The organism is Pseudomonas sp. MDT2-39-1 (genome assembly GCF_054898085.1).
Map to the genome: position 1 here is coordinate 3,778,906 of NZ_CM142716.1, position 19,602 is coordinate 3,798,507.

Annotated in this window: 16 protein-coding genes and 1 riboswitch; of the genes, 9 read left to right on the top strand and 7 right to left on the bottom strand. The window is 59.8% G+C overall.

What is annotated here, in order from left to right; all coding sequences use genetic code 11:
- The first annotated feature begins 8 nt into the window (after nt 1-8).
- The 3 genes from ACYZTM_RS17870 to ACYZTM_RS17880 are packed head-to-tail and all read left to right on the top strand — an operon-like array spanning nt 9 to nt 2,925.
- On the top strand, nt 9-893 hold the full coding sequence (locus ACYZTM_RS17870) for a DUF6625 family protein (protein WP_131058765.1): 885 nt from the start codon (nt 9-11) through the stop codon (nt 891-893).
- On the top strand, nt 890-2,044 hold the full coding sequence (locus tag ACYZTM_RS17875; RefSeq protein ID WP_461983806.1) for a glycosyltransferase family 4 protein: 1,155 nt from the start codon (nt 890-892) through the stop codon (nt 2,042-2,044). The genes ACYZTM_RS17870 and ACYZTM_RS17875 overlap by 4 nt, the downstream gene beginning before the upstream one ends.
- Complete coding sequence (locus ACYZTM_RS17880) at nt 2,041-2,925, top strand: glycosyltransferase (RefSeq protein ID WP_131058767.1); 885 nt, start codon at nt 2,041-2,043, stop codon at nt 2,923-2,925. Before ACYZTM_RS17875 ends, ACYZTM_RS17880 begins: the two co-directional genes overlap by 4 nt.
- 172 nt (nt 2,926-3,097) lie before the next feature.
- Here ACYZTM_RS17880 and ACYZTM_RS17885 read toward each other — a convergent pair whose 3' ends face one another.
- Both ACYZTM_RS17885 and ACYZTM_RS17890 read right to left on the bottom strand, forming a co-directional pair.
- A complete protein-coding gene (locus ACYZTM_RS17885) occupies nt 3,098-4,315 on the bottom strand; it encodes an acyltransferase family protein (protein ID WP_461983809.1) in 1,218 nt (405 codons plus the stop codon).
- Entirely contained in the window at nt 4,315-6,000 is a 1,686-nt protein-coding gene (locus ACYZTM_RS17890; protein ID WP_461983811.1) for an O-antigen ligase family protein, read from the bottom strand. The genes ACYZTM_RS17885 and ACYZTM_RS17890 overlap by 1 nt, the downstream gene beginning before the upstream one ends.
- 51 nt (nt 6,001-6,051) lie before the next feature.
- Here ACYZTM_RS17890 and ACYZTM_RS17895 point away from each other — a divergent pair, with 51 nt between their 5' ends.
- The 3 genes from ACYZTM_RS17895 (at nt 6,052) to hldE (ending at nt 9,734) form a co-directional block, all read left to right on the top strand.
- Nucleotides 6,052-6,300, top strand: a complete 249-nt coding sequence (locus ACYZTM_RS17895; RefSeq protein ID WP_256656896.1) for a hypothetical protein — start codon at nt 6,052-6,054, stop codon at nt 6,298-6,300.
- A gap of 33 nt (nt 6,301-6,333) precedes the next feature.
- Entirely contained in the window at nt 6,334-8,136 is a 1,803-nt protein-coding gene (msbA, locus tag ACYZTM_RS17900) for a lipid A export permease/ATP-binding protein MsbA (RefSeq protein WP_131058770.1), read from the top strand.
- 173 nt (nt 8,137-8,309) lie between these two features.
- Entirely contained in the window at nt 8,310-9,734 is a 1,425-nt protein-coding gene (gene hldE, locus ACYZTM_RS17905) for a bifunctional D-glycero-beta-D-manno-heptose-7-phosphate kinase/D-glycero-beta-D-manno-heptose 1-phosphate adenylyltransferase HldE (RefSeq protein WP_131058771.1), read from the top strand.
- Between the two features lie 102 nt (nt 9,735-9,836).
- On the opposite strand, the gene ACYZTM_RS17910 is transcribed toward hldE, so the two are convergent.
- From ACYZTM_RS17910 to ACYZTM_RS17925, 4 genes are all read right to left on the bottom strand, one after another.
- Nucleotides 9,837-10,805 (bottom strand): metal ABC transporter ATPase, encoded by a 969-nt coding sequence (locus tag ACYZTM_RS17910; protein ID WP_131058772.1) that lies wholly within the window; start codon nt 10,803-10,805, stop codon nt 9,837-9,839.
- A 32-nt stretch (nt 10,806-10,837) separates the two neighbouring features.
- The gene (locus tag ACYZTM_RS17915) at nt 10,838-11,650 is read right to left on the bottom strand and encodes an aldo/keto reductase (RefSeq protein WP_461983815.1); all 813 of its coding nucleotides are present in this window, start codon (nt 11,648-11,650) and stop codon (nt 10,838-10,840) included.
- Nucleotides 11,647-12,822 carry an NAD(P)/FAD-dependent oxidoreductase gene (locus ACYZTM_RS17920; RefSeq protein WP_131058774.1) on the bottom strand — a complete coding sequence of 392 codons (1,176 nt, stop codon included), beginning with the start codon at nt 12,820-12,822 and terminating at the stop codon, nt 11,647-11,649. Before ACYZTM_RS17920 ends, ACYZTM_RS17915 begins: the two co-directional genes overlap by 4 nt.
- A 200-nt stretch (nt 12,823-13,022) precedes the next feature.
- A complete protein-coding gene (locus ACYZTM_RS17925; RefSeq protein ID WP_131058775.1) occupies nt 13,023-13,355 on the bottom strand; it encodes a DMT family transporter in 333 nt (110 codons plus the stop codon).
- Between the two features lie 103 nt (nt 13,356-13,458).
- Here ACYZTM_RS17925 and ACYZTM_RS17930 point away from each other — a divergent pair, with 103 nt between their 5' ends.
- Together ACYZTM_RS17930 and waaA are read left to right on the top strand one after the other, a co-directional pair.
- Nucleotides 13,459-14,379, top strand: a complete 921-nt coding sequence (locus tag ACYZTM_RS17930; protein WP_131058776.1) for a LysR family transcriptional regulator — start codon at nt 13,459-13,461, stop codon at nt 14,377-14,379.
- Nucleotides 14,372-15,649, top strand: a complete 1,278-nt coding sequence (gene waaA, locus ACYZTM_RS17935) for a lipid IV(A) 3-deoxy-D-manno-octulosonic acid transferase (protein ID WP_461983818.1) — start codon at nt 14,372-14,374, stop codon at nt 15,647-15,649. Before ACYZTM_RS17930 ends, waaA begins: the two co-directional genes overlap by 8 nt.
- Nucleotides 15,650-15,768: 119 nt before the next feature.
- Here waaA and ACYZTM_RS17940 read toward each other — a convergent pair whose 3' ends face one another.
- Nucleotides 15,769-17,208 (bottom strand): TolC family outer membrane protein, encoded by a 1,440-nt coding sequence (locus ACYZTM_RS17940; RefSeq protein WP_461983820.1) that lies wholly within the window; start codon nt 17,206-17,208, stop codon nt 15,769-15,771.
- Nucleotides 17,209-17,399: 191 nt separating this feature from the next.
- Nucleotides 17,400-17,505, top strand: a riboswitch (TPP riboswitch).
- A gap of 168 nt (nt 17,506-17,673) precedes the next feature.
- On the opposite strand from ACYZTM_RS17940, the gene thiC reads away from it, so the two are divergent.
- Nucleotides 17,674-19,563, top strand: coding sequence for a phosphomethylpyrimidine synthase ThiC (gene thiC / locus ACYZTM_RS17945; protein ID WP_461983822.1), 1,890 nt, complete (start codon nt 17,674-17,676; stop codon nt 19,561-19,563).
- Nucleotides 19,564-19,602 lie beyond the last annotated feature (39 nt).

Genomic DNA, 19,602 nt, shown 5'->3' on the forward strand with positions numbered 1-19,602 from the left:
ATTTTTCTGTGATCAACCCACGCCCGCGTATTGTTTTCCTGATTCCATATTTCGGCCAATGGCCGTTCTGGATGCCGTTTTTCCTGGAGAGTTGTCGTCGCAACGCCGATATCGACTGGTTGCTGTTCAGCGACTGCGGCACGCCCGAGAACCTGCCACCCAACGTCACCGTCGAGTGCATGACGTTCAGTGATTACTGCGCGCTTGTGTCGCAACGGTTGGATATCGACTTTGCACCGGAGGCGGCTTACAAGCTCTGTGACATCAAGCCGGCGCTGGGGCATATTCATGTCGACCGCCTGCAAGGCTATGATTTCTGGGCGTTCGGCGATATTGATCTGGTGTACGGTGACCTGCGAAGTTACTTCACCCCTGATCGGCTGGCCGGTTATGACCTGTTCTCGACTCACGAGCGACGGGTCGCAGGGCATCTTTGCCTGATGCGCAACAACGCCCGCAAGCGTGAGTTGTTCATGCAGATGAAGGACTGGCGCAAACGCTTTACCGATCAGGCGCATCACGCGCTGGACGAGGGCGCATTCAGTCGGATCTTCCTCTGGCGCAAGAATTTCCCCGAGCCTTTGTTCACCTTGGTGGGCAAGTTCAATCCGTGGCGTCGTCGCAGTGAGTTCACCGAGGCGTTCAGCACCCCGGGTGGCTGCATCAAGTGGCACGACGGCACGGATGATTTTCCGCATCGCTGGTATTGGCGCAATGGCTGTTTGAGTAATGATCGCGATGGCGATCGCCGGTTTCCGTATTTCCACTTCGTTTGCTGGAAACGCAACGAGTGGTCACGGTTGCCTCCACCCGATCCAGCCGAGGTCAGGCGTATTGCCGCCGAACCGGACTGGGTCATCGATGCGACAGGTTTCCACCGGGGAGAGTTATGAGTCAACGGTCAAAGGTTCTGCAATTGCAGCCTGACTACAACGTCAAAGCCCATGATTTTGCCGACCTCGCGGAGCAGATCGTCAAGGCGCTGCCGAGTGATCGCTATGAGGTCACTGCGGCATTCCTGCGTGGCAAGCCTGGGCCAGGCGAGGCTGTGAGCCGGGCCGACCGTTCGGTGTATTTCGAGTTTTCCGACAAGTCCCTCAAGGGCATGCGCCTGCGCGCGATGTGGCAGCTGTACAAGTTTTGCCGCGCGGAAAAGTTCGACGTGGTGATCTGTAACCGCTTCAAACCGGTGAACATGATGCTGACACTCAACCGCTGGTTGAAGGTCCCCCTGTGCATCGGCATTTCCCACGGTTTTGGCGAGTACGACCGGTTTTACCGACGCCGCCAGACCCAGCGCCTGATCGATCGTCACTGGCGCTTCGTCGGTGTGTCGCCGGCGGTCAAACAGTACCTGCTGGACTGTGACTGCGGTTTCACCGACCAGAATACCTACGCCATTACCAACGCTATCGACATCGAGCAGGCTGAAGGCTTGCAGCACAGTCGTGAGCGTGCCCGCGAATTGTTGGGCATCGATCCGTCGGTGCGCTTGATCGGGGCGCTGGGTCGCCTGGTGCCGGTCAAGGGCCATACTTATCTGTTGCAGGCGTTTGCTGCGCTCAAGGACAAGTACCCGAACACCCAATTGGCGATCATCGGTGCCGGTCGCGAAGAGTCGCGCCTGAAAGCCGAAATCGAAAGCCTGGGCCTGACCGGTCGTGCGCACCTGCTGGGCTTCAAGGAAATCGCCTTGCAGTACATTCGCGCGTTCGACGTCTGGACCATGCCATCCCTGGCTGAAGGCCTGGGGCTGGCATTGCTCGAAGGCATGAGCGGGCATCTGCCGGTGATCGCCTCCAACGTGCCGGCCATGCTGCCGCTGATCGAAGGCGCAGGAGGGCTGGCGATTACACCAAAGGACGTGCCGAGCCTGGTCGCGGCGCTGGATAACTACCTCGGGCTGTCAGATGACGAGCTCAAGGCCAAGGGCGAACAGTCCTACCGTTATCTACAGCAAGAACATGACATCGAGGTGTTCCGCCAGGAGTACCTGAACTTGATCGAATCCGGCCTGGATCAGGCCCGCAAGGAACAACCATGAGCGACGCGCAACCTCTAGTAACCGTCATCATCGCGTCGTATAACCACGCTCGCTACATCGAAGAAAGCATTCTCAGCGTCCTCAACCAGACCTATAAGAACATCGAGTTCCTGGTGGTCGACGACGGTTCAAAGGATGACAGCGTCGAGCGGATCAAGGTCTTGCAGGCGCAGCACGGTTTCGATTTCCGGGTTCAGCAGAATCAGGGGCTGACCAACACGCTCAATGGCGCTATCGCGCGCTCCAAGGGTAGCCTGATCGTGCCGTTCGGTTCTGACGACATCATGCTGCCGGAGCGCATCGCGACGCAGGTGGCGTACATGGATGGCAAGCCCGAGGTGGGTATCTGCGCGGGCAACATCGAGCTGATCGACGCCGACGGCAATCTTTATCCGGAGAAGCGTCAACGCCGTGATGTGCCGTTCCGTCGTCTGGATTTCGATGACATGTTCCTGGAGCGCAAACCTTATCCACCCGCGCCAACCCTGATGATCCGCCGGGAAGCGTTGGACAAGGTGGGTGGGTTCGATCCGAGCATCCGACTGGAAGACTTGCTGATCGAGCTGAAGGTGACCCGTGCCGGATACTTTATCGATGGCCTGAATGTGCTGATGGCGCGCTATCGCAAGCACCCCACCAACTCTTACAAGAACCACCGCTTCATGGTCGACAACATCCTGCGCTCCTACGCGCTGTTCAGCGATCATCCGCTGTACGACGAGGTGCGTTACAAGTTCCTCAGTTCGATGTTCCTCAAGACCGCCAACCGAGATCGCAAGCTGGCCCGCGAGCTGCTGGCGCAGATCCCGTTCAAGGCCTGGAACAAGAAGACCTGGCGCGGTCTGGGGCGACTGTACTTCTCGCCGCTGGAAAAAGACTAAGGCCGTAACGCGATCTCTGTAGCAGCCTGCGTCCGGCTGCGAAGCAGTCGTAAAACCTGAATGCACGGTCTACCTGATACACCGCGTGCTCTGGTTTTACGACTGCTTCGTCCGAACGCGGCCCGAGCCGGACGCAGGCTGCGCCAGCTGCGACAGGGGAGGGTTGAAAGCTTCAGCGAGCGATCTTCTCCGCCAGGCTCTTGTCAGCCATCTTGCCCTGGCGCAGCCACTGCAAGACGTTCTTGCCGGCCGTCATGCCCGGTTTCTCTACGTACAGGAACGTAAAGCTGCTGATGACGATCAGCAGGCAACTGCATACGGCCAGCAGCGACAGATAGGTCCAGGTGTCACGAGCGTCCAGGTGCAGCACCAGCGGCAGGCGCTGGACCATCACCCAAAGCACGAAGCCGTGCAGCAAATAAGTGCTGTAACTGATTTCCCCGAGCCAGCGGATGCTGCGCGGTTTGAGAGCGCCGAACAGGGTGTTTCCTGAGGCCACGATCACAAAAAACAAGGAAAGCAGCAGCAGCGGCAGCAGGTTGAACGCGCGGTTGAATGCCGTAAAGGCAATCGCCAGCGCCAGCAACGCGATAATTCCCGCCAGTCGCGTCTGACCCCAGGCCATCAAGTGTGGCCGGCGTATCCAGTACGCCGCACCAATGCCGCCAAGGAAGCTCGCCAGAAAGTGCTTCTTCAGTGAGTGCTCCCAGCCGACCAATTGGTACAGGGCATAAATGCCGATCAGGCACAGCACCACTTGCAGCCAGCTACCACGATAAATGAAGACCATACCGGCCAATGGCAGCGCCAGATAGAAAAATACCTCGTAGCCCAGGGTCCAGGTGACATTGGAGATCAGCATGCCGGTTTGGTGGTACTGATTGACGTCCGGTCGGTCGAAGGTCAGCCAGGCCAGGATCTGCCCTACGAGTCGGATGCCGGGCTCTTTGAGCTCCCAGTTCTGCAGGTAGAACACTGTGATAAATACAATCAGCATCAGCGGCAAGTACAACGGGTATAGGCGAAATACCCGAGAGACTGCGAAGGCCAGCCAGTCGTGTTGACGTCCCTGGGTGAGCAATCGGTTCCAGAACAGAAAACCGGTGATCATGAAAAACAGCGCGACGCTGCCTTGGCCAAGCTGCAAGTAAAAGTTGCTCGGCGGGAACTCAATAACGCCGGTGCGCAGGAAGATCCAGGTAATCACCGAATGGTGCACGAACACACCGAACGCCAGATAGCCGCGTAGCCCATCAATGCTGGCATTCCGGCTTTCGCCCGAATGTTTCAGGTGGCGGGCGATTTTCGGAACTGCGCGCAGCAACAGGGCGGCGGTTACGATGGCCAGCAGATAGGCTGCCAGCGCAATGAGTGGGTTGGTTTCAGTCATCAATGAGTCCGGACCGGGGAACTCCCGGACAGCACTTGCCTGTGCAGGTTATCAACAGCGGATTTCGACGCCGTCATGGCGTATCCCTGGAGCAACGCTTCGAAGTGTTCTTCGAACAACCAGCGCTTATCCACCGTGTAGCGCTGCATATGGCGCAGATTCCGCTGCCGCAGGGACAGGCTCAGCGACGAAGGATAGATGCGCATGTCGGCCACATCGATCAGGCCGAACTCGCCATCCTCCAGCACCAGCACGTTACCCAGGTGCAGCGAGCGGAAATAGACACCTTGCTCGTGCAGTTGAGCCATGAATTTGCCGAAACGCTCCACCAGTGCCTGACGCACCGCTGGCGCGGTAATGCCTTGCAGGACCTGACGCAGCGTGTTGCCCGGCAGCGGCGAATAATGGACGGCGCTACTGCCGTCTTCGTGCCGGTACAGATCAAGGATCTGCGGCGTTGGAATACCCAGGTTGCGCAGTTGAATGCTGTTGGTGGCGAAACGCTCGGAATAGGGGTTGAAACTGCCCGAGGTGTACCAGCGGCGGCGACGGAACAGCTTGAGGAAGCTGCCATCGACCAGACGCAGGACTTTGGGGCCCAGACCATCCTCTTCTATCACCTGCGCATTGGCGGTCATTTGGTGCATGACGGTCGATTTTAGTGACTTGACCGGTATCGCCAATAAACGTTTGGCGCGCTGATTGATGCTCAGCGCGGCGATGAACGCCAAAGGAATCCACAGAAGGAACCAGTGTTCTTTCGGTCGGGAAATGATTCCGCCACCTTCGGTCAAACCGGCACCGATACCAAATATCAGCCAGGTCGAGGCAATGATGAACAGCGGTTGAAGGCGATTACGCCAACTGCTCAATAATCCCCAAACCTGGAAAAACAACCACGGCAACAAACCGAAGATACCCACGTAATAGAGCACGCCAAGGGCAAAACTGTGGGGCTCCTGCAAGGAGTAGCCAACGCCGGGGTCGAGGGTCAGGTCAGCGTTGTAACCATGGCCGATCCAAGGGTGATCGGCAATTTTGTGCAGGGCCAACTGCCAGATTTCCAGGCGATAGGAGTCGCCGCGTTCGATGATCATCTGTGAAAACAATACGGTCACAGATGCACCGCTGACGAACAGGGCGCCGAGCAAGACAACGGAGCGGCGGTTCCAGCAGATGAAAGCCAGCCACAGCGCGGCCATTGTCAGAGCAACCAGAGGGGTTCTGGAGCCGGTGGAGATTACTGCGGCGAACATTATTGCCATCGCAGGGATGCTTAGCCAGAGCATCTGCCGGCGCTTGCAAATCATGCTCAGACTCAGCCAGTAAGCACAAAAAAAGCCGTACATGTGGGAGGCAAGCAGCGGGTTATCGAACGCACCGCCGCCGATAAGGCGCAAGCCTGGCTCGTAGATGCAAGCGTACATGAACAGGTTATAGACCGTTCCGATCAGCCCGACCATCGCGGCGGTGAACAACAAAGGCTGGACGATTTCGCTGCGATAACGCACCAGCAAGTAGCAGCCGGCGAACAGCAGCAAGGTATGTAGTGGCGGTTTGAACTGGGCGGCGATGCGATCACTGCCAGGCCCCCAGCACAAACTGATCAGCGCCCAGGCGGCAAACAGCAGCACCGCAATGAAGATCGGCTCTCGGAGCAACTCCTTGAATTCGCGAGGCCGCAAGCAAAGGGCAATCAGTGCTGGAATGCTGAACAGTCCATAAAAAAGCTTGTGATGCAAACTTCGGCCCGGCAGGAAAAACAGCGCACAGAGGAGCAGGAGGTAGCCGACTGGAAGAATCCAGAGGCAGATAAAATCGAAGACTCGATTGGACACGCTATTGAAACCGCTGAGTTGCATGCTGAGAGATTCAATCCTGAAGTTGATCGGCCATTTCGGGTTGATGGCTATTTGATGCTGAATTTGATGCCTAACAATAACAGCCTTTATGCGATTGCCAGAACACTGAGGAAGCTGTGCTAAAGTCAGCGTCCTTTTTATCGACATTCGCGTGATATGACCGACTCCAGTCTCTCCGCAAGCCCATCGAGCTTGAAAATCTACTTCCGCCTGCTCGGCTATGTCCGGCCGTACATCAGTCTGTTTCTGATCAGCATCGTCGGTTTTCTGATTTTCGCTTCGACGCAGCCAATGCTCGGCTACATCCTCAAATACTTCGTCGACGGCCTGTCCAACCCCGAGGCGGTGCTGTTTCCAACCGTGCCTTACCTGCGCGACCTGCAACTGCTGCAGGCGGTACCGTTGCTGATCATCCTGATCGCCGCATGGCAGGGGCTGGGATCTTATCTGGGCAACTACTTTCTGGCCAAGGTTTCCCTCGGGCTGGTCCATGATTTACGTGTGCAACTGTTTAATAACCTGCTGGTTTTGCCTAATCGGTATTTCGACAAGCATAACTCGGGTCATCTGATTTCGCGTATCACCTTCAACGTGACGATGGTCACCGGGGCGGCCACGGATGCGATCAAGGTCGTAATCCGTGAAGGCATGACGGTGATCTTCCTGTTTGCCTCGCTGCTGTTCATGAACTGGAAACTGACACTGGTCATGGTCGCGATCCTGCCGCTGATTGCGGTAATGGTCAGTACCGCGAGCAAGAAATTCCGCAAGCAGAGCAAGAAGATCCAGGCGGCGATGGGTGACGTGACGCACGTGGCGTCGGAAACCATCCAGGGCTATCGCGTGGTGCGCAGCTTCGGCGGCGAAATCTACGAAGAAAAACGCTTCCACGAAGCCAGTCAAGGCAACACCGACAAGCAACTGCGCATGACCCGTACCGGCGCCATCTACACGCCGTTGCTGCAACTGGTGATCTACAGCGCCATGGCGGTGCTGATGTTCCTGGTGCTGTACCTGCGCGGCGATGCGTCGGCCGGTGACATGGTCGCCTACATCACCCTGGCCGGCCTGCTGCCCAAGCCGATCCGTCAATTGTCCGAAGTCAGCTCGACCATCCAGAAAGGCGTGGCCGGTGCCGAGAGCATTTTCGAGCAACTGGACGTCGCGCCTGAAATCGATACGGGCACCGTCGAACGCGATGCCGTCAGCGGTCGTCTGGACGTGCGCCACCTCAGCTTCACCTACCCCGATACCGATCGCCAGGTACTCGACGACATCAGTTTCTCGGTAGAGCCGGGGCAAATGGTGGCGCTGGTCGGGCGTTCGGGCAGCGGCAAGTCGACGCTGGCCAACCTGATCCCACGCTTCTATCACCACGACAAGGGCGAGATCCTGATCGATGGCGTTGAAGTGGAGCAGTACAAGCTGCTGAACCTGCGCAAGCACATCGCCCAGGTGACCCAGCACGTGACCCTGTTCAGCGACACCGTGGCCAACAACATTGCCTATGGCGATCTGGCGGGGGCGCCCCGTGAAGACATCGAAAAAGCGGCGAGAGACGCCTATGCGATGGACTTCATCGCGCAGTTGCCCGAAGGCCTGGACACCCAGGTCGGCGAGAACGGGGTGTTGCTGTCCGGCGGTCAGCGCCAGCGCCTGGCGATTGCCCGTGCGCTATTGAAGAACGCTCCGTTGCTGATTCTCGACGAAGCCACGTCGGCCCTCGATACCGAGTCCGAGCGGCATATTCAGGCGGCGCTGGACCAGGTCATGAAAGGCAGGACCACCCTGGTGATCGCTCACCGGTTGTCGACCATCGAGAAGGCTGACCTGATTCTGGTGATGGATCAGGGCCGGATCGTCGAGCGCGGTACCCATGCCGAACTCCTGGCGCACAACGGTTACTACGCCCGACTGAATGCCATGGGCCTTGATGCACCGGCGGAAGACATCGCCTGACCCTTGTTCACCGGGCGTGCAATGCGCCCGGTGATTTGTATCAGTTGTCGGCATTTCTGCTCAAAAAACGGCCAGTTTTGATTGTCGAATCATCCCGTTGCAGCCGTCGCACAAGCCAGCGTCAACCCTGTGGTAATATCGCGCCCCTGTTCATTTTGTATGTGGGTTGCTCCATGAAGTTGTCCATGCCGCGATTCGATCAAGCCCCTGTCTTGGTGGTCGGCGATGTCATGCTCGACCGTTACTGGCATGGTGGTACCTCACGGATTTCCCCTGAGGCGCCGGTACCGGTAGTCAAGGTCGAGCAAATCGAGGACCGCCCGGGCGGTGCCGCCAACGTTGCGTTGAACATTGCCGCCCTCGGCGCACCGGCCTCGCTGGTCGGCGTGACCGGCGATGACGAAGCGGCCGACAGCCTGGCCAATAGCCTCAAGGGCGCTGGCGTGCGCGCGTTGTTCCAGCGCATCGCGCACCAGCCGACCATCGTCAAGCTGCGGGTCATGAGCCGTCACCAGCAACTGCTGCGTATCGACTTCGAAGAACCCTTCGCCACCGACGCCCTGGCGCTTGGCGAGCAAGTCGACGAGTTGCTCGAAGGCATCAAGGTGCTGGTGCTGTCCGACTACGGCAAAGGCGCACTGAAAAACCATCAGGTGCTGATCCAGGCCGCCCGTGCCCGTGGCATACCGGTGCTGGCCGATCCCAAGGGCAAGGATTTCTCGATCTACCGGGGTGCGAGCCTGATCACGCCGAACCTCAGCGAATTCGAAACCATCGTCGGCGGCTGCGCCGATGAGCATGAGCTGGTGAGCAAAGGCGCGCAGCTGATGCACGACCTGGACCTCGGTGCGCTGCTGGTGACCCGTGGTGAGCACGGCATGACCTTGCTGCGCCCTGATCATCCGGCGCTGCACTTGCCTGCCCGTGCCCGTGAAGTATTCGACGTGACCGGTGCCGGTGACACGGTGATTTCCACGCTGGCGGCCGCGATTGCCGCGGGCGAAGAACTGCCACACGCGGTGGCCCTGGCCAACCTGGCGGCGGGCATCGTCGTCGGCAAACTCGGTACGGCGGCGATCAGCGCCCCGGAACTGCGTCGCGCCATCCAGCGTGAGGAAGGTTCCGAGCGCGGTGTGCTGGGCCTTGAGCAGTTGTTGCTGGCGGTCGACGATGCGCGTGCGCACAAAGAGAAGATCGTTTTCACCAACGGCTGCTTCGACATCCTGCACGCCGGCCACGTGACCTACCTCGAGCAGGCGCGCGCCCAAGGCGATCGTCTGATCGTTGCGGTCAACGACGATGCATCGGTCAGCCGCTTGAAAGGGCCGGGTCGGCCGATCAACAGCGTCGACCGTCGCATGGCTGTATTGGCCGGTCTGGGCGCAGTGGATTGGGTCATCAGCTTCCCTGAAGGCACCCCGGAAAACCTGCTGCGTGAGGTCAAGCCAGACGTGTTGGTCAAGGGCGGGGATTACGGGATCGACCAGGTGGTCGGCGCGGACATCGTGACCGCTTACGGCGGGACCGTGAAAGTCTTGGGGCTGGTGGCAAACAGCTCGACTACCGCGATTGTCGAGAAGATCCGCAAGTCCGAGTGATGCCATAAAAGATCGCAGCCTCGTTTCACTCGACAGCTCCTACAGGGAATCGCATTTCAATGTAGGAACTGTCGAGTGAAACGAGGCTGCGATCTTTTGCTTTTAAGAGCTGACCTTCTTGCGCGGCACGATCTTCTTCAGTAATTGCTTTGCCTTGCCGCGTAACCGGGCCAGGCCCGAGTCCTTCCCTGGCGGGCTCAACCCCTGCTGCCGCACCCAGTCCTTCCAGCGAATCCGCTCATCGCGCACCAGCCAGCCTTCCTGTCGGGCAAAACTCTCTGCCAGGTACAACCCGCGCGTACTCGCCGGGTACAGCTGATCCTTTTTCAAGGTATACAACTCGGCCATCGGCTGGCCGTCCTGCAGGGGCATCAAATACAAATCGGGGCGCTTGCGATCAAGCCGGGCGACCAGTTGATCGCCTTCCAATCGTTCGTCGACATGGAACAGGCTCAGGGATTTGGCTTCCTTGGGCACGTCCAGGCGCAAGTCATAAATCAATTGCAATGAGGCTGTCGGCAAGTGCACGTAAGCCCGTGGACGTTCGATCAACTGCATTTTGGCGCAGCGCACTGGCCGAGCCGAGCCGGAAAACGGCGTAAGGCGAAAGGGCAAAGCCTCGCGATAATGCAGCGCGGAAGAGTAGGGCGCCGGCAGCCAGGTTTCATTGAACTTCCCACCGAGCCAGCCTTCCGGGGTTTCCAGCAGGCACTCTTCGGCAATCTCCTGGATCGCCGTGTGCAGGGGCAGGTTCAGCTCATGGGCCGGCACGTAACCGGAGATCAACTTGAGCACCACATCGCCACGGTCTTGCCGGCGCTGACGCACCAACACCCAGTAATCGCGATTCTGCCAATGCAGGGTCAGGCGCACCGAGACCCCGAGGTTGGCCAGTTCCAGAGCGAACCGCTCGGTGTCAGGCACCGTCACCGGGCGGCGACGTTGCAGGGTCTGGGAGAAATTGAGCGGCATCCCGACGCTCAGATAGCTCAAGCCTTCGGGAGTCGCTTCGACGTACAACGGCAGGGTTTTGAAGTTGCTCGGGTTCTTTCTTATGAGCGTACGCGGCATGTCGGCTCCTGCTTAAGGCCGCGTGGGCGGCATCAGTTTCTACGTAGGACCTGGGCAACGGTCGCGACGTTGTGGGCGAGGTGCAGCGGATTGATGGTCCCGACAATAGCACTGGCAACACCCGGGTGCCCAAACAACAACTCAAAGCTGGCACGCACCGGGTCCACGCCCGGACTCAGGCAGACGTGACCGCTGGCGAGGGCTTTTTTGACCAGAATGGCTTTACCGTGAGCAGCAGCATAGTCAATGACTGGCTTCTCGCTCTGTTCGTTCAGATTGTAGGTGACCATGGCGCAATCACCTTGTTCCAGAGCCTTCAAGCCACCCTCAACGGTTTTGCCGGAAAAACCGAAGCCGCGAATCTTGCCTTCTGCCTTGAGCGCGGCGAGGGTCGCGTAGACCTCGCTGTCATTGAGGATCGCCAGGTCGTTGCCGTCGGAGTGCACCAGCACCAGGTCGATAAAATCCGTTTCCAGGCGTTGCAGGCTGCGCTCCACTGACGCGCGGGTGTGGGCGGCGCTGAAGTCGTGGCTCGACTGGCCGTCGGCAAACTCTTCGCCGACCTTGCTGACGATCACCCAATCCTGACGCTGACCCCGCAGCAACGGCCCGAGGCGTTCTTCGCTGCGGCCATAGGCCGGGGCGGTGTCGATCAGGTTGATGCCCATGCTGCGCGCGAGCTTAAGCAACATGCGCGCTTCGTCATCACCGGGAATCTGGAAACCGTTGGGGTATTTCACCCCTTGATCGCGGCCAAGCTTGACCGTGCCCAGGCCCAGCGGCGACACCAGCAGGCCGGTGCTGCCCAAGGGGCGATGCAGTTCATGCAGGGTCGGTTGGCTCATGGCAGCAGTTGCTCCCAGGCTGGAATGCAAATCGGTGGTTTTGGCAGGTCGGGCAGCGGCGCCGGATGGCTCGGCTGGATGCCATCGCGCTGCAAAGACGTGATGACCCGGTCGGCGAAGTCCGGTGCCAGCGCCAGTTTTGTCGGCCAGCCGACCAGCAGTCGGCCTTCTTCGGCAAGGAATGCATTGTCAGGGCGAGTCAGCCCCGATTGCAGCGGTTCGGCGCGGTCCACGCGCAAGGTGGCCCATTGCGCCGTGCTCAGGTCGATCCATGGCAGCAACTGCCCAAGCTCTTTCTGCGCGGTGGCGATTTGCTCGGCAGGTTCGCGAGCAACCCCTTCGGCTTCGGCGATGTCGCCGCCCATGTACCAGACCCATTGGCCATCGCTGGCCGGATGGGTGGTCACGGTGATGCGCGGTTTGGTGCCGCCGCCCAGGCAATGGGCATACAGCGGTTTGAGGCTTGGGCCTTTGGCGATGATCATGTGCAATGGCCGGCGCTGCATGGCGGGCTGGCTCAGCCCCAGTGCTTCAAGCAGCGCCGCTGTGCCGGCACCGGCGCTGAGCACGATGCGCTGGGCGCGGATCTCGCGCTCGTCGACCTTCAGGCCCACCAGAACACCGCCTTCCAGCAACGGTTCGATCTTCTGACCGGCGAGCAGGCCATCACCGGCCAGATCGGCCAGGCGCTGGATCAGGCTCGGCACGTCGATCACCAGTTCCGCCAATCGGTACACCTTGCCCTTGAAGCGCTTGTCTTGCAGGGCCGGCGGCAGTTGGTCGCCCTTGACCTGATCGACACGGCCGCGCACCGCTTTGCTGGCGAAGAAGCTGGTGAGGTTGCCGGCGAGGGTGCCAGGGGACCAGAGGTAATGGGCCTCGGACAGCAGGCGCACGCCGGACAGATCCAGCTCGCCGTCGCCGGCCAAGGCTTCACGCCAGCGGCGCGGCATGTCGGCGATGGCTTCCGAAGCACCGGTCAGGGCGCCATGCAACGCGTACTTGGCGCCGCCGTGGATGATGCCCTGGGACTTCACACTCTGCCCGCCGCCGAGGCTGGCGCTTTCCACCAGCACGGTCGAAAAACCCTGGCGGCGCAGGCGCGCATTCAGCCAGAGGCCGGCGACACCAGCGCCGACAATCAGAACGTCGGTGGAAATAACGGATGGCATGCAGCGACCTCAGTGTTCAAGACGAGGGCGCAGTATACAGACTCGAAGAAGAGGCGATTTGTTGGTGATCAATAGGGCGGATGCAAAACCCTGTGGGAGCGGGCTTGCTCGCGAAAGCGGTGTGTCAGGCAACTTTTGTGTCGACTGGCACACCGCATTCGCGAGCAAGCCCGCTCCCACAATGAATCGTGTTTCAGGTCTTAGTGGCCGGCGGTTTTGGAGAACAGTTGAATCACCACCACTCCCAACACAATCAGCGCCATCCCCAGCATTGCCGGCACATCCAGTTTCTGCCCGTAGATAAACAGCGCCGCAATGCTGACCATCACGATCCCCATGCCGGCCCACACCGCGTAAGCCACGCCCACGGGAACGCTGCGCACCACCAGGGTCAGCATCCAGAAGGCAATGCCGTAACCCACAATCACCAGAATCAGCGGCAGCGGGGTGCTGAAGCCTTTGACGGCTTTCATCGAAACGGTCGCGATCACTTCGGCGCAGATGGCGATGGCCAGGTAGTAGTAAGCGGTCATAGGTGCATCCTCGTGTGAAGTGTTGCTGTCTGAGTTCGGCATTTTAGAGATTCTCCAGATGCGGTAAAGTCATTACCTATCTGTTCTTAAGATGGGTTGATCCATGAATATGCAATGGAATCTGGAGCAACTGCGCTTGTTTGTCAGCGTAGCGGAGCAGCGTTCGTTTTCGGCTGTGGCGCGGGATCAGCGCAAGGCGCAGTCGGCGGTCAGCAGTTCGATTGCGCTGCTCGAAGAGGACCTCGGCGTCAGCCTGTTCGACCGCAGCAGCGGTCGTCAGCCGAAACTCACCGAGGCCGGCAATGCCTTGCTGGAAGAAGCGCGCGAAGTCTTGCGTCAGTGCGAACGCCTGAACGGTCGGGCGCTGGCGATGATGCGTGGTCAGGAGGCGCGTTTGCGGGTGGCTCAGGATGAGGCGATGCCTTATCAGCCGATCATCGAAAGCTTTGCAGCCCTGGCCGAAAAATTTCCCAGCCTTGAAGTGCAGCTGACCAGTGCTGCCCAAGGTGATGTGGCGCGCAAACTGGTGGAGCGCCGTGCCGATCTGGGGCTGCTGTTTTATCACGACCAGATTTCCGAAGCGCTGGAGCGTCGGGTACTCGGGAGCGTCGAAATGGTCACCGTGTGCGGCGTCAATCATCCACTGGCGAAACAGGCGCAGGTCGATTGTCAGCAACTGGCGCGGCATCGCCAGTTGCTGATGTCGACCCAGTCCAGCGTCTACCCCGGCAGCGAGCCGGCCAGCCCGCAGGTCTGGCGTGCCGACAGTTTCTACGTGATGGCTGAGTGGCTGGTGCGCGGTCTTGGTTGGGCCTGGCTGCCGCGACACGTGGTGCAATACCCGGCGTATCAGGATCTGATGGTCGAACTGGACAGCGAATGGACCCCGCCGGCGCTGGTCGTGGAACTGGTCTGGCGCCGCGACGAGCCCCTCGGCCCGGCGGCTCGCTGGCTGGCAGAACGTTTTGCCGTGCACTTGCAGGCGATCGGCGAAAAAACCGATAAACTCCGCCGCCATGAATAGAACTCTCTACACCGCGCTGTTTTACCTGGGGCTGCCATTGGTAGCGATTCGGCTGTGGCTGCGTTCGCGCAAGGCACCGGCATATGCCAAACGCATTGGCGAACGTTTTTCCCTTGGCTTGCCGGCGATGAAGCCGGGCGGCATTTGGGTGCACGCGGTGTCCGTGGGTGAAAGCATTGCCGCGGCGCCGATGATTCGCGCCTTGCTGCAACGTTATCCACAGTTGCCCATTACCGTGACCTGCATGACCCCGACCGGGTCCGAGCGAATCCAAGCGTTGTTCGCCAACGAGCCGCGAATCCAGCACTGCTATTTGCCTTACGACTTGCCTTGCGCTGCGGCGCGATTCCTTGATCGGGTCCAGCCGAAACTGGCAGTGATCATGGAGACCGAGCTCTGGCCGAACCATATCCATCAATGCGCCAGGCGCGGGATTCCCGTGGCACTGGCCAATGCGCGACTGTCCGAACGTTCGGCCAAGGGCTATGGCCGCTTCGGCAAACTGACTCAGCCGATGCTCGCCGAAATGAGCCTGTTCGCGGTGCAGACCGAGGCCGAGGCCCAGCGCTTCCGCGATTTGGGTGCGCGTCCGGAAACGGTGGATGTGACTGGTTCGATCAAATTCGACCTGACCATCGACCCGGCACTGCTGCAGCGTGCCGCTGAGTTGCGTACGCAATGGCAGGCTCAGGAACGTCCGGTGTGGATCGCTGCCAGTACCCACGAAGGCGAAGACGAGGTAGTGCTGGCGGCTCATCGCCAGTTGCTGGCCAATCATCCTGATGCGTTGCTGATTGTGGTACCGCGTCATCCGGAGCGATTCAATTCGGTGTTCGAGTTGTGTCAGCAACAGGGTTTCGCCACGGTGCGTCGGTCCACTGGCAACCCGGTCACTGCGCAGACTTCGGTGCTGGTGGGCGACACCATGGGTGAGTTGCTGTTTCTGTATGCCTTGGCGGACAGCGCGTTTGTCGGTGGCAGCCTGGTGCCGAACGGCGGGCATAACCTACTGGAACCGGCGGCGCTGGCCAAACCGGTACTGAGCGGGCCGCACCTGTTTAACTTCCTCGAAATCGCCGCGCAATTGCGCAGCGCCGGGGCGTTGCAGGAAGTGGAAAATGCCGAAGGCCTGGCGCAGGCGGTGCAGCGGCTGTTCGAATTGCCGCGTGATGCGCAACGGATGGCGGAAGCGGGATTGAAAGTGATGCGCACCAATCAGGGCGCGTTGCAGCGGTTGCTGGATGGGTTGGGGCGGTTGATCGATCGTTAGATCGCGTCGTCTGCATTCGCGAGCAAGCCCGCTCCCACATTTGATCTCCTGTGAACACAAAACTTGTGCGCGACGGAGATCAAATGTGGGAGCGGGCTTGCTCGCGAAGCTTTTGCTTTTTATTGGGGTGGATTCGCCTTCAACTGCGCCGCCGCAGCCTTGGCCAGATCCGGCGGCAGGAAGTCTTTATCCGGGTTGTAGTCAGCCTTGAGATAACGCGCCAGGTCCTGCAAATCCCCCGGGTTCAAGGTGCCGGCGGCCTGCTTCAAGCGCAGGTTGTCGAGGATGTAGTCGTAGCGAGTGTTGTTGTAGTCGCGCACCGAGGTGTACAGCTGGCGCTGCGCATCCAGCACGTCGACGATATTGCGCGTCCCCACCTGATAACCGATTTCGGTCGCTTCCACTGCGCTCTGGTTGGAGATGATCGATTGCTTGCGCGCCTGTACCTGCTCGACGTCGGTGTTCACCGCGCGGTGCAGGTTGCGCGTGCTCTCGACGATTTGGCGGCGCAGGGATTCACGTTGCTGCTCGGACTGGTCCAGTTGTGCATACGATTGGCGCACCTGGGAGTTGATCAGGCCGCCACTGTAGATCGGGATGTTCAGTTGCAGCCCAACCGTCGTCTGCTCGACGTTGCCTTTGTACGGTTGACCGAACGCGTTCGGGTTGCTGAACCCCAGCGCATCGTTGTCACCTTTCTCGTACTTCGCCACGGCATCGATGGTCGGCGCATGGCCGGCCTTGCGTTGCTTGAGGGTTTCTTCGGCGGCGCTGACGGCGTAGTTGCTGGCCAGCAGATTGAGGTTCTGTCTGGCGGCCGTATCGACCCAGGCCTTGGCGTCGTTCGGGGCGGGGGGCAGGATCGGCAAGGTATGGGAAATGCCCCAGATCGAATTGTACTGACGGTTGGTCAGGGTGATCAGGGCTTCGAAAGCATCATCCACCTGGCGCTGCGCGACGATGCGATTGGCCCGTGCGGTGTCGTAACTGGCTTGCGACTGCAGCACGTCGGTCTTGTCCGAGAGGCCGACGTCGAAGCGTTCGTTGGACTGATCGAGCTGGCGTTTGAAGGCGGCTTCCTCAGCCTTGGTCGAGGCCAGGTTGTCCTGGGTACGCAAGACGTTGAAGTAGCTGTCGGCGGTTTGCAGGATCAGGTTTTGCTCGGTCGCCGAGAGTTGCAGTGCGGCCTGCTCGTTGACGTCTTTGGCGGCCTGGAACTGGAACCAGCGATCGGCACGGAACAAGGGTTGAGCCAACGTCGCTTGATAGGAGTGAGCATTACGGTTGGCGGTGGCCGATGGCTGATCGATTGCAGTGCGCACGTTGGCCAGCTCAGCGCCGCCCGAGAGATTGGGCAGCAGCCCGGCGCGGGCCTGAGGCACCACTTCTTTCTGGGCGCCATATTGAGCGCGGGCAGCCGCCAGGTCGGCGTTGTTGTCCACCGCTTCCTGGTAGACGCTGACCAGATCGGTTTTGGTCGATAAGGGCGCTTCTGCTGCCCAGGCCATTCCATTGGACGCACAAGACACGGCAAGGGCCAGTGAGAGTTTGCGCAGCATGTGGCCATCCCTAAAAAATTACGCTGATAATTTGAGCGCCAAGGCTACGGCGCGGCCCATACAGCGTCAAGGCGCAGCATGGCTTGGCGAGTGTAGTGGCGCCCACGCGCGGCAACAATCCTGTAATTGCGCCATTCATCATGTGTTTACCGCAGTGTTGGCGTTCTTTGCCAGTTGTGTCTAGACTGGTCGGGTTCTTGTCGGGGTGCCTTGCTATGAGGCTGAGATCGAATAATTTCGGATCCCGTTGAACCTGATCAGGTTAGCGCCTGCGTAGGGAACAAGATTTCTCGTCACCCGGCGAGTCCTCTTGTGCTTCGTCCGGGATGTTGTTCGACAATCGAACACCCCTCGAGCACTGAGCACAGCACCAACGGCTTCGTTACGGCTGATTGGTCGCGTCCATTCGTTACAGGTTCGCTCCGACAAAATTCCACTGCCTGGATGCTGTCTGGAGAGCCCGTGATGACGATAAAACTAAAAAACACTACGAACCTGAGTGACTCGGCCCAAGTCGATCAACAATCGGTTCAGCCGTTTACCCGCTCGCAAAAAGTCTATGTTCAGGGCTCCCGTCCGGACATTCTCGTGCCGATGCGCGAAATCAGCCTCGACGTGACCCCGACCGACTTCGGCGGCGAGATCAACGCGCCGGTCGTTGTGTACGACACCTCCGGCCCTTACACCGACCCCAACGTCATCATCGACGTGCGCAAAGGCCTGGCCGATGTGCGCTCGCCGTGGATCGAATCCCGTGGCGACACCGAACGCCTGCCCGGCCTGAGTTCGAACTTCGGCCAGGAACGCCTCGCCGATGCCGAGCTGACCAAGCTGCGTTTTGCCCACGTGAACAACCCGCGCCGGGCCAAGGCCGGTGCCAACGTCAGCCAGATGCACTACGCCCGCAAAGGCATCATCACCGCCGAGATGGAATACGTCGCCATCCGCGAAAACATGAAGCTCGAAGTGGCCCGTGCCGCCGGGCTGCTGGACCAGCAACACGCCGGTCACAGCTTCGGCGCCAGCGTGCCGAAAATCATCACCCCCGAATTTGTCCGTGACGAGATCGCCCGCGGTCGCGCGATCATTCCGGCCAACATCAACCACACCGAACTGGAACCGATGATCATCGGCCGTAACTTCCTGGTGAAGATCAACGGCAACATCGGCAACAGCGCCTTGGGTTCGTCCATCGAAGAAGAAGTGGCGAAACTGACCTGGGGCATTCGCTGGGGTTCGGACACGGTCATGGACTTGTCCACCGGCAAGCACATTCACGAAACCCGCGAGTGGATCATCCGCAACTCGCCGGTGCCGATCGGTACGGTGCCGATCTACCAGGCCCTGGAAAAAGTCGGCGGCGCTGCCGAAGACCTTACCTGGGAGCTGTTCCGCGACACGCTGATCGAACAGGCCGAGCAGGGCGTCGATTACTTCACCATCCACGCCGGCGTTTTGCTGCGCTACGTGCCGCTGACCGCCAAACGCGTGACCGGCATCGTCTCCCGTGGCGGTTCGATCATGGCCAAGTGGTGCCTGGCGCACCACAAAGAGAACTTCCTCTACACCCATTTCGAAGACATCTGCGAAATCATGAAGGCCTACGACGTCAGCTTCTCGCTGGGCGATGGTCTGCGTCCGGGCTCGATTGCCGACGCCAACGACGCGGCACAATTCGGTGAGCTGGAAACCCTCGGCGAGCTGACCAAGATCGCCTGGAAGCACGACGTGCAATGCATGATCGAAGGCCCGGGCCACGTGCCGATGCAGTTGATCAAAGAGAACATGGACAAGCAGCTGGAATGCTGTGACGAGGCGCCGTTTTACACCCTCGGCCCGCTGACCACCGACATCGCGCCGGGCTACGATCACATCACCTCCGGTATCGGTGCGGCGATGATCGGCTGGTTCGGTTGCGCCATGCTCTGCTACGTCACGCCGAAGGAACACCTGGGCCTGCCGAACAAGGATGACGTGAAGACCGGGATCATCACGTACAAGATCGCCGCGCATGCCGCCGATCTGGCCAAGGGGCATCCGGGCGCGCAGATTCGCGACAATGCCTTGAGCAAGGCGCGCTTTGAATTCCGTTGGGAAGACCAGTTCAACCTGGGCCTTGATCCGGACACCGCGCGTTCGTATCACGATGAAACCCTGCCGAAGGATTCGGCCAAGGTCGCGCACTTCTGCTCCATGTGCGGGCCGAAATTCTGCTCGATGAAAATCACTCAGGAAGTTCGCGAGTACGCGGCCAACCAACGCATCGAAACCGTCGATGCCGAAGTCGCCCAGGGATTGGCGGAACAGGCGGAGCGGTTCAAGCAGGAGGGCAGTCAGCTGTACAAAAAGGTTTGATCTGACCTGCAACGCCAGTCTCTCAAGGCTGGCGAAGTC